A 10,823-nucleotide genomic window follows, 5' to 3' on the forward strand; every position below is an offset into this window, starting at 1 on the left:
TTTAACCCTCTGTATTATACTTTTCAAGAATATCATTCATTGACCATTTGCGTGCCGCATGGTTCGGTAATTTGTGCGGCGTGGCAGGCATGGTTTTGGTCGGCTTGTCACCTTGCTCCACGGCCTCCTGTGTCAGCAAGCCCTTATCGTACCAGCTCCGCAAAATCGTGTCGATGTATTTCCACTCCAACCGTCCGCAACGCATAACAGTGCGGTCGTAAGCCAAGTAAATCAACTCCGGTGTAAAGCCCAACTCGGCCCAATGATTTATGTATTTGCTCTCGGATGCTGTAGGTTGTCGTCCGCTAATTTGCAGTACACGGGCGATTTGTACAGCAATATCGCGCCGTTTCTCCTGGTCTTCTAGCCAGCCGACAGCCAACTCGGCGGTCAAAAGCCCGTGCTTTTCCCATTGTACGGCCGTCTTTTCAATGCTTCGCATGGATGGTGGCTTGCCATGCCCGAAACGCCGTATCTGTTCGTCGATACAATACACAACGAGCAAACTGATGACCTCAGCGGGCAACCCAAGCCACTGATAAAGCCCCAACAGCACTTTCAATTCGTGCGGCGAGAGAACTTTGCCCAGTTTGCGTGACACATCTTCAACGAGCTGTTTAAATGTATTGTCGTCATTTAGATTATCGGTAATGTCGCTCGGTGTATACTCGGGAGCTTTGTCCTGTTGTAAGGCGCGTGTCGCCGCGCCTTCTGGGGCGGCCAAATCCAGTTTTTGCAACTGATTGAGCGTTTTTTTCACTTGCTCAGCAGAGAGGGCCAGTTCACTGCAGGCTGCAGCACTGTCCAGCTGTCCGCCGTTTAACTGCATATGAAAATAGAGCAAAGCCGCCGTGCCGTTCTGGGCGCTAATCAAGGCTCGTGCCGCCCGAATGGGCAATATGATATGAGAAGGTGTTGTGATTTGCCAACGTTCCATGATTACACTCCAAAAAACTTCCGTGCATTTGCTGTTGTCACTGTGGAAACTTCCTCGGGTGAGCGTCCAAACCATTGCGCCAAAACGGCGACGCTCTCAGATAACATCGTTGAATCATTGCGCTTGCCGCGCTGCGATTGCGGCGCCATGTACGGGCAGTCGGTCTCTAACATAATATTGTCCAACCCCATGACCACTGCCGCTTGACGCAAGTGCTCAACCTTGGGATACGTAATGTTGGGCGTAAATGAAACCACGCGCCCACGTTGCCGCAGGGCTGCTGCCATATCAGCCGATCCGCTATAGCAGTGGAACACCATCGGCACATCGGGGAAGTCGTTGGTCATGGAAAGGCTGTCGGCACAAGCGTCACGGGCATGAATAATGGCGGGCAAGCCCACTTCTCGCGCCAAAATGAGCTGTCGGTGAAATGCCGTTTGTTGCGCCTCGCGCGGCGCAAGATTTCGAAAATAATCAAGCCCACATTCGCCGATAGCTTTGACCTTCGGGTGACGCGCCATCAAACGCAGTGCCTCAATGGCAGTATCGTCCAATGTTTCGGCGTCATGCGGGTGTACACCCACCGCCGCATACACGTGCGAAAACATCTCGGCCAATTCAATGGACGCTTGACTTGACGCCACATCATATCCCACGTTAATAACAGCCTCAACGCCATGCTTGGACAACGAGGCGAGCAAGTTGTCACGATCGCTGTTAAACTGCTTATGATTGTAATGCGCGTGGGTGTCAATCAGCGTCATTGCGGCGCACCGCCCTTGGACTGCGGTTTATTGGTGCTGGGCGCCTTCGGTGCGTTAGGACTATCATTACGCCCTGAGTGGCCCTCTTTCGGCAAAGGCAATGTATGCGCAGTTGACTTTTCTCTTGTGCGCGGCTCGTTTTCTTGGCGCGGCTTATTTCGGTTGTTGCGAGGACTGGCGTTCTCTTTACCCTCTTTTGCAAAAGAGGGTGCGTCATCAGACGCGGATGGTTTTCCTCTTAGCTGTGTGGGCGTGCCTCCCTCAGTATTGTCTTTTGATGCTTGTGGCTTTTCTTCTTGTCCATGTTTGCCGCAATGCCCGCCTTTCCCCTCGCCGCCTTTGACGCGGCAGATATCGCAACACTTGAACATGCGCTCATCGTGGTCGCCCTTGTCCATCAACACTTTGACGCGCTCACGCAATAGGTTGACGTCCTTGACAACGCCCAATCCGTCAGGCGTTTCGACCCGCGCGCCAACGGGCGGCGAATTTTTGCGCAAATCGGCATATGCCACTTGCTCGTGCTTTAAGCAGCACATCAAGCGGCCGCAAACGCCGGAAATCTTGGCGGGGTTGAGCGGCAAGCCCTGCTCTTTTGCCATTTTAATTGACACCGGCACAAATTCAGATTTCATCACTGAGCAACAGGTCGGGCGGCCGCACACGCCTAAACCGCCGACAAGCTGTGCTTCGTCGCGTACGCCGATTTGCCGCAGTTCAATACGCCGGTGGAAGAGCGACGCCAGATCGCGCACTAAGGCACGGAAATCAACACGCTCTTCGGCGGTGAAGAAGAAAATCAATTTACTGCCGTCAAACGTATAGTCGGCGGCAACCAGTTTCATGTCAAGTTTATGCTCGGCAATCTTTTGCTGTGCGATGTTGAAGGCTTCTTTTTCGCGCGTCAGCAATTCTTGCTGCGTTTGCTTATCGCGCGTGGTGGCAATGCGCAGCACCGGCTTGAGTGGTTGCGGCACTTTGCTTGGCTCCATTTGCAGAATGTCAGTATGACAAATGCCAATTTCCGGCCCATTTTGCGTGTCAACAATGACAGTATCGCCCTTTTTAACGGCAACTTCAGCCGGGTCGAAATAATAGAGCTTACCGAGTTTTTGAAAGTGTACGCCGATGATGTTTAGCATGATTTTCTCCTTTGGTGTAGGGCGTGATGACTTCACCGCGCCGTAATCAGTAAAAGTGTCCGTTGCGTGTAGTGTGTTAGGGTTACGGTGCTCTCCCTATGCCGTTGCTATGTTGGCACATAACGCCGCCAGCACATGTCCATTGCCGACATTGCTGTCCAATGTCGCGCGGGCAGCCTTAACATGTTCTATTATAATGAATAAATCACGATTGGTCAAACCTTTTTGTGCCCAGATATATGCCAACAAGCACTCCAAATATTGGCACAGCTCAATTCGTGGCAATTTTTCAACTGACAATAGTTGCTTCAACAAAGCCAATTCATTGCCCAACGCCGCGTACACAGACTCCGCCCAAACCGTTGCCGCTTCATTTTGTATGCCCAATTCCCGGCTTCTCATCGTTGTAATTTGCAATCGCGACCGCACCGTTGGCAACAACGCGTCTTGACTGCGGCAGAGCAGCAAAAAGAGGCAAGGCGTGGGCGGTTCCTCGAGCAGTGAGAGCAAAGCGTTTTGTGCCGCTTGATTCATGCGGTCGGCATGGGGCATGATAAAGACATGTTGTGCGGCTTCGTTGGGCAAATAATGTGCTGTTTGTCGCCAGGCACGCACCAAATCAACAGTAATATCCTTACCCTGATTGTCTAAAATATGACAATCAGGGTGCACCTTCGGATCTTTATCCGTCGGCGCAAGGGCTTGGCATCCACGCTGAAGAGCTGCCTGCAGCAGGGCGTCAGCGTCATTGCTAACGAGTAAAATGGCGTGTGACATTAAAATTTATGAAACTCATCAATGCCCAATACAAAAACCGTCGCACCGCCGACGGTGACATTGACGGGCAATGCCGAGTAGAAGCCCGTACCCGCGCCCGTCTCGGCCGTAGTGGGAATAATTTGATGGCGTGATGTACTCGATTTGCGGATGATGTCAATGGCACCTTCCAGCTTTTCTTCCTCTACGCCCATAATGAGTGTGACGTTGCCCACCTGCAAAAATCCGCCGGTGGTTGCCAGCTTAGTAACAGGGTAGCCGCCTTGCGTGAGGTTGTGAATTACGGCATGTGCATCATCGTGATTGACGATGGCCAGGACTAATTTCATAAAAGTTCCTCCTCGTGTATTGGTAATGAATGTGGGAAATGGGTTACATTTTTAATTCTATTTTCTGTGGCTTTAATGTTGCATTGTTGCAATGCGTCAAGTGCTGCCAAATCGTCTCCCGGCGTCACAATGCAAATAATATGCTGCGCGTCATACGCCTCGACCCAAAAATTGTAGTGCTCGCGCAATGTTTTAGCTGTCATCTCACCGCATTCAACGGGAGCAACAAGCCGAGTCGGGTCATCGTTCTGCACACCATATTTTGCATTCTGCATGTTTAACACCAATGTCTGCCAATCGGCACGGTGCGTATCGGCGTGAAATCGCGCCATATCCAAGCTTGCCATCAGCAAATACGATGGACTGCTCGTGCCGAAAATCTTGGTCGTCTCTCTCAGTGTATCATACAACGCATCATTTTGGCAAAACAGCACAGCACTTTGCCCCAATGCTCGCAATGTTTTGTGTGCCGAAACAACAAAACAGTCGGCATTTTCAGCGGGAAAGCCCAACCCTGCGTAAGGGAAATGCGCGCCGTGTGCAGCATCGACAAACAATTTTGTGCCATGGCTATGCGCCACATTGGCAAGCGCGGGAATGTCGCAGCATATACCATAGTATGTCGGCGAAGTCACACAGACCAGCTTGCAATTCGGGTGCGCCGCCAATAATTTGTCCAACCCAACCGATGAAATTCGGCCACCATCCCGCGGCAGCACAATCGCTCGCAGTCCTAACAATGTCATCACATGCCCAAACGCTGTATGGGCGCATTCATCCAATATAATGGTATCGCTGCGTGTTGTCATGGCGTACAAAGCCGCCTGGATGCCCTGCGTCGCGCCATTGGTCAAAAATAGGGCATATTTCGTGTTGAAGTCGTTGGCCCACAACGCCTCGGCTTGTCGTATGGGACTGTCGCTGCCCCACGTGTCGCGGTACAAATCGCCACTGAATGGCAATTCGGTGACATCCAGCACCGCATCAATGGCAATGGACCCCTTATGCCCCGGCATATGAAACAGAATGGGCTTGCTGTCGGCATGGGCTTGCAATGTGTTTAATAAAGGGGCTGGCGGCACATTGAGGTTACTGCGCCCTGCGTGATTATTCATAAGCTCTGGGCAACTTTGCATATACAGGATTAACATCTACCTCGACTATTTGCCCAATCTTAACATCAAGCCTTGTCATATCAATGACGGTATGTCCCATACCAACATGCCCGAGGACGGGTATGCGCCGGCCGTTTAGTTTGACAGTAATCTTCTTGCCCGTCAGCCAGCCTTTGATCTCAGACAGCGCGTAACCCAACGCGTCACGAAAGCGATAGCTGTCACGCACTTTTGCCAGGCAGAACCCGTCAGCACCGCCGATGGGCAGAATGGCAATCTTAGTCAGTCGTTTGGTCTTAAAAACACTCGCATAGCCAATCGTCGAGCCTTTGGGCAACTCGCGTATGTCGGAAACGGCACATTGAACCTTGGTTGCCGATGTCAGTCCGCTGTTGTTCAAAACACGCGGCAATCGCCCCGTCAATGCTGAGCCGATGCGTACTGCGTCGTATCGCGTGCCATCGACAAAAAAAAGTGCCGAACTGTTGGCAAGATGCACCATGCCAATGTCGATGTTTTTCGATTTCAAATGTGTCAATACGCTGTCGAATACAGCCTTTTGCGCCAACGTCGGCCTAATCTTGCCGAATGCGGCGGGAAAATGCGCGTAAATACCCTCAATGGTTATGTGAGCTTGCTCGTAAGCAGCGATTATCTTGTTGAACTCGTGCGTGCCGTAGCCGTACCGCCCCATACCGATATCAATTTCAATGTGCGCCCTTGCTTTGACGCCGCGCTCTGTCGCAACGCGGCTGGCGGCTGACAGTGCCTCATCACCGCCAATGGTCAAAATGCACGCCGCGTCAAGCGCGGCAGTTATATCTTGCAATTCGGCCGTCGAGCGCAACAAGAGAATATCGGCCGAATGTCCCGCGTCACGCAATGTTACGGCATCATCGACTTCCGTCACGGCAAAGAAGTCAATCCCCTCCTGTGCCAAAATCTCGGCAATTTCAAGCAAGCCCATGCCGTAGGCGTTGCCCTTTAGCACGGCAATGACGCGGGCGTCACCGGCAAGTTCATGCACACGACGCAAGTTATTGACGATGGCGTTGGTGTTGATGAGGATGTGCTTCATAGTATGTAACCTCGTGAAATTATCTTGTGCAGGGGGGCGCATCCTCCTATAGTTTTTTCCGAACCTTTTGTCCCAGCAAATACACCTTGTTTACCAATGGCTTCAACACACAGTCAAACTCGCCTGCGAACTCGGTAAAGTCGCCGCCAAAGCCCTTTTTAAACCGATACAGCCCGTACAACGGGTTGTTCTCGTCCAGATCACCGGATACGCCGCGAAAATCATAGAGCCGCGCGTCGCGCGCCAATGCCCATTGCATCATGTGCCATTGCAGCAAGTAGCTTGGCATATAGTTGCGATGCGCGGTGTCCGACGCACCGTAGAGATACCACACCTTGTCGCCGTAGCCGATAGCCAACGAACCGGCGACATACTCGCCGTCGATATCTGCCATATACAGCCGTGCGTGCGTGCCCAATTCGTCCAGCATACGCTTAAAATACGCCTCGTTGCGCACGCCGAAGCCGTCGCGTTCGCCTGTTTCGATCATGAGTCTGGAAAATTCGGCAGTTTGAGTATTGTCGACGGTTACTGTTACCTCTTTGCGCTCAGCCAAGCGAATGTTATATCGCCACTTGTGGTGAAAACCGGCCATAACGGTCTCGGCATTTTTATCCGTCAGCGGTAAGCGGAAAACAAACCGCGGCTGGATAGATTCAAAGTTCTTCGATTGTACCGGCAGCTTAAACCCGCACGATTCGGCAATCGCGGCAAACGGGCTGTCGAGCGGCAAATCAGGATCCAGTTTGATGAGATATGCTTTATGTTTTCTTGCAAGTTGCTTAGCATAATTGAGCAGCGCAGTGGTCAGTGCAGTGTCACAAACATCGCAAACCGGCCCGCGGCAGCCGTACGCCAAGGTATACGGTAAGCCCGGTAGTTTGCGAATGAGCAAAGCCATACTGCCGATAATTTTACCGGCATCATTGCGGGCGACAAAAGCGTGCCATTGCCAGTCAGACTTGACCTTGCCCCATGCTCGGGACTGCATAAAATGCCCCTTGGGATGCAACTGGACAAATTGTTCGTATTGGGGTAACATATCATCGGTGACGGGGTGAATGGTCATGAAAATGCTCCTTTAATTAGCAATTAGCTGCAGTGAATTTTTAGAGATAAGCTGTAGAGCAAGGGCTCTGCTCTTACCGCTGTTTCGCAGCGCAGGGTGCGGTAGCCTCAATGCGCTGTACACACGAAATCACAGCACATATAGTGTTGTCACGCATCGTCAAACACTATATATCCCACTCTTACACACCCCTATCATAACACACTCGCAAAAAAAAATCCATGAAAATCCATGCTTGCCAAAAATTTCTTAATCTGCTTTATGTATGTGGACAAGTGGGCAAATTGCACAAAGGGCACGACAACCCCACAAGATGTGGGGTCTATGCCTGCAAAGGTGCTGAATATAGTGGTTGCAGTGGTGTTTTGGCATGACGCAGGAAATTTTGCGCTTTGCCCAAAAGGGTGAAAAAGAACTATCTTTTGTGGTTTTCGAAACTTTTTCAGCACAAAGATAGCCGCTACTCCCGTCAAAATGCCGAAAAGCTACGACAGTGAGCGGCAAACCGCCTCTTGCCAAGACAATAGATTTTGCGTATAATTAACGCACAGTTTACATGTGGGTGCGTATCCGCGTGCAGAAATCGAGCATTACATACGAGCATACAATAATGCAATAAACAAGGAGGAGCGTAACATGAAAAAAGTCTTAGGCTTACTGCTGGCGGCTGTGATGGTACTCGGGCTGAGTGCCGGATTGACCGGTTGCAACTGGGGCGGCGAACCGCCTGAGCGTGAGCACACACCTGAACCGGATTATATTGATGAGGTCGATGTGCTGTACGATGACACCCGTTACGGCGACGAGTTCCGTCCATGGACGCATGAAGACGGCTCAATGGTATATAACTCGTACTTTGTCCAAGGCATGAAAATCAACGAGTTGGAGCACGATTACGAACATCGCGTCACCACAATGATGACCGTCAACTGGGAGTTCATTTTGGATTTACAGCGCACTGCGCCGCACCATCAATTTATTGCCACCAACGCGTGGGAATCAACTTTTGAGCACGGCGAAGTTACCATCCAAACGGTCGCGCTCGGCGAACATACTAACATGCTTGCCACCGGCGTTATGGCGGGTGATCCGCCTGACATCGTGCCCTCCAACGAGCAAAACTTCCCGCTTTGGCCGGCACGCCGCTTGACCTATGACCTCAGAAACTTTAGAGCGGATTTGGGCTTAGGCCGCGACGACATTTTTGACTTTGAGCTGATGGAACAATTCTCCTGGGCAGGCACAACGCCGTGGGCCATCGTCAACGGCCGTGCCGTTACCGGCTTTGAAGATAGTATCTTCTACACCGTATATAACAAAACGCTCTTCGACGAGCGCGGTGTCGTTACACCGTTTGAACACTGGGAAAATGGAAACTGGAACTGGTCACAATTCGTGCAAACAGCGCGTGACATGACGACAGAAGGTGGCTTTGGCTTTACCGGCTGGGGGCTGCTGCCGCAAAATGGTCCTTTCCCCATGGTAGAAACTGTCGATGGCGGACAAGTCGAACTGACCATCCGCGATCCCCGTTACATTACATGGCTGACCGAAGTCGCCAACCTCTATCAAGAAGTCGGCGGCGCACGTAACGACTGGGAACTGCAAAATTGGCCGACGCACATCCAAGGTGGCATTGACGCCATGGTCTTTACCAACATCAACCGCTTTGTCGGTATGCGGCAAGAGATTGAACGCCGCAATCGTCCGGCACAGCTGCGTATTGCGCCGTTGCCGTACTTTGATCCTGTGCCGGAGACAGATGCCGAAGGCAACCCCGTCATCCGCTCGCCCATAACGGTGTGGGCATACTCCTTGGCACGCAATTCGCGCAACCCTGTTGGCGCGGCGGCATACATGCGCTTGGAAACCTTGGTTATGCAGTCACTCAATGAATTCCGGCCGCATGAACTTTACAGCCACGCAACAGAAGAAGAACTCGAGATGATACGATGGTATCAAGACGCGGTTTACCGTGTGTTTGACCCGATTATTGGTGTCGGTGATACTTTTGAAATTGTTGAAGGGCACTACTTTAACTCCATTTATTACGGTGACGGCGGTTACACTGTCACAGCCATTATCGACGCAGCGGCCATGCTGTTGCAAGACAAGATAGATACTTTTAACGATATGGCACGTGCGGCCGAAGAGGCATATCGCCAACAGCAAGAGGAGCAGCAGGCGGCCGCTCCGCCCCCCGGCAGTGAAGAGGAAGAAGGCACTGTCGCCGGTGGTGATGCTGACGAGGAAGCCGACGAATAACATCAAAACCCCTCCGCGGTCGAGCGAGAGCTCGGCCGCGGGTTTGGTCTGCACAACAAAAAAATTAACAAAGTATGAATATGGAGGAAACACATAATGAAACGTATCGCATCAATTCTGTTAGCCTGTGCTATGCTTGTGGCACTCTTGTCGTTGACTGCGTGTCGGCGCGACGATGGCAACGTAGGCTACGTCGAGCGCCCGCAAGCTGAAAATCGCGAAGAGCAAGAACGTCGTTGGAACATGGAACGCAATGAGGACTGGAATGTTGTCGAAGATGGCAATGAAATCCACACCCTGGCCGCTGTCGGCTCGGAGTTCGTAACGTCTGACACCCGTATCGCGCCGGTGGTCGACTTTCCCGAACCCGGCGGCAACGAACTGACTCGTGATCAGCTGGAACTCACGTTTTTGAATGAAAATGACTGGGATGGCCTGCGCGCCGGCGGCGAAACCGTGCCAAACGGCTTTTACGAGGCTGTACAAGTATGGCAAGCCACTCACGGGGCCGCTGCCCAAGTAAATGTTGAAGTTGTGCCGCTGTGGAACCAAATGAATGTATTGGCTGCCGCCGTTGCAGCAGGTGAGTCGCCTGATTTTATGCAAATGGCGGAAAACCATTTTCCCGTACTGCCCGCCCGCGGCATGTTGCGCTCGCTGTTGCCTTATGAGCAACATCTGAGCCTGTACTACAATACGCTTTATGACCGCAACGCGATGGCCTTCTTCCAGTGGAACAGTCACTACTTTGGTACCATCGCTGTCGGCTGTGCCGATGAGTTCACCAAGTACACCATCTTTGACAAAGCCTTGTTCGACCAATATGGCGAAGTGACGCCCTTTGAACACTGGCAAAATGGAAACTGGAATTGGTCGCAGTTTGTGCGTACCGCCAGTGCCATGACCACCGAAGGCCGCGGTTTTGGGTTTACCGGCTGGGGTCTGTTCCCCTACCAAGCACCTTACCAAATTATGGAAGTTGTTGAACTCGTACGTGATGACGTGCCGTTTCCCGAACGGACAAGAGACGAGCAAAACGGCTGGTGGCAAACCGAAGTACAATTGACCATCACGGCACCCGAATATATTACATGGCTGACCGAAGTATACAACTTGTATATCCACGAAGGTGCCGCGCGTAATGACTGGGAACTGCAAAATTGGCGCACCCTGTTGCCACGCGGCAACGGTGACGCGATGGCGTTTGGTTCGTTGGCACATTTGCGCAGCATGGTGCGCACCGCGCAATTGCGCAACTTCCCATCAGAATTGCGCATCGCGCCGGTACCGGTCTTTAACCCGGTAGAAGGCGACGACGGTGTACCTCGTCCGTTCAGTTACGGTTTG

The 10,823-nt window shown here is 51.9% G+C and carries 10 protein-coding genes; 2 read left to right on the top strand and 8 right to left on the bottom strand.

What is annotated here, in order from left to right; all coding sequences use genetic code 11:
- Position 1: 1 nt before the first annotated feature.
- The 8 genes from FWE06_09160 to FWE06_09195 all read right to left on the bottom strand — a co-directional run bounded on the left by FWE06_09160 (position 2) and on the right by FWE06_09195 (position 7,211).
- The gene (locus FWE06_09160) at positions 2–937 is read right to left on the bottom strand and encodes a DnaD domain protein (protein ID MCL2547328.1); all 936 of its coding nucleotides are present in this window, start codon (positions 935–937) and stop codon (positions 2–4) included.
- A 2-nt stretch (positions 938–939) separates the two neighbouring features.
- Positions 940–1,701, bottom strand: a complete 762-nt coding sequence (locus FWE06_09165; protein ID MCL2547329.1) for a TatD family hydrolase — start codon at positions 1,699–1,701, stop codon at positions 940–942.
- A complete protein-coding gene (locus FWE06_09170; GenBank protein MCL2547330.1) occupies positions 1,698–2,843 on the bottom strand; it encodes a stage 0 sporulation family protein in 1,146 nt (381 codons plus the stop codon). Before FWE06_09170 ends, FWE06_09165 begins: the two co-directional genes overlap by 4 nt.
- Positions 2,844–2,939: 96 nt before the next feature.
- Positions 2,940–3,620, bottom strand: a complete 681-nt coding sequence (locus FWE06_09175) for a hypothetical protein (protein MCL2547331.1) — start codon at positions 3,618–3,620, stop codon at positions 2,940–2,942.
- A complete protein-coding gene (locus FWE06_09180) occupies positions 3,620–3,949 on the bottom strand; it encodes a cyclic-di-AMP receptor (protein ID MCL2547332.1) in 330 nt (109 codons plus the stop codon). Before FWE06_09180 ends, FWE06_09175 begins: the two co-directional genes overlap by 1 nt.
- Entirely contained in the window at positions 3,946–5,064 is a 1,119-nt protein-coding gene (locus FWE06_09185) for an aminotransferase class V-fold PLP-dependent enzyme (protein ID MCL2547333.1), read from the bottom strand. The genes FWE06_09180 and FWE06_09185 overlap by 4 nt, the downstream gene beginning before the upstream one ends.
- Positions 5,057–6,142, bottom strand: coding sequence for an alanine racemase (alr, locus tag FWE06_09190; protein MCL2547334.1), 1,086 nt, complete (start codon positions 6,140–6,142; stop codon positions 5,057–5,059). Before alr ends, FWE06_09185 begins: the two co-directional genes overlap by 8 nt.
- Before the next feature lie 46 nt (positions 6,143–6,188).
- Positions 6,189–7,211 carry a peptidoglycan bridge formation glycyltransferase FemA/FemB family protein gene (locus FWE06_09195; protein ID MCL2547335.1) on the bottom strand — a complete coding sequence of 341 codons (1,023 nt, stop codon included), beginning with the start codon at positions 7,209–7,211 and terminating at the stop codon, positions 6,189–6,191.
- A 636-nt stretch (positions 7,212–7,847) separates the two neighbouring features.
- Here FWE06_09195 and FWE06_09200 point away from each other — a divergent pair.
- Both FWE06_09200 and FWE06_09205 read left to right on the top strand, forming a co-directional pair.
- Positions 7,848–9,476 (top strand): extracellular solute-binding protein, encoded by a 1,629-nt coding sequence (locus FWE06_09200; protein MCL2547336.1) that lies wholly within the window; start codon positions 7,848–7,850, stop codon positions 9,474–9,476.
- Between the two features lie 96 nt (positions 9,477–9,572).
- Positions 9,573–10,823, top strand: a 1,251-nt coding sequence (locus tag FWE06_09205) for an extracellular solute-binding protein (GenBank protein ID MCL2547337.1), incomplete at its 3' end; no start/stop codon positions are given.

Source organism: Oscillospiraceae bacterium (assembly GCA_009780275.1).
Classification (GTDB): domain Bacteria; phylum Bacillota; class Clostridia; order Oscillospirales; family UBA929; genus WRAI01.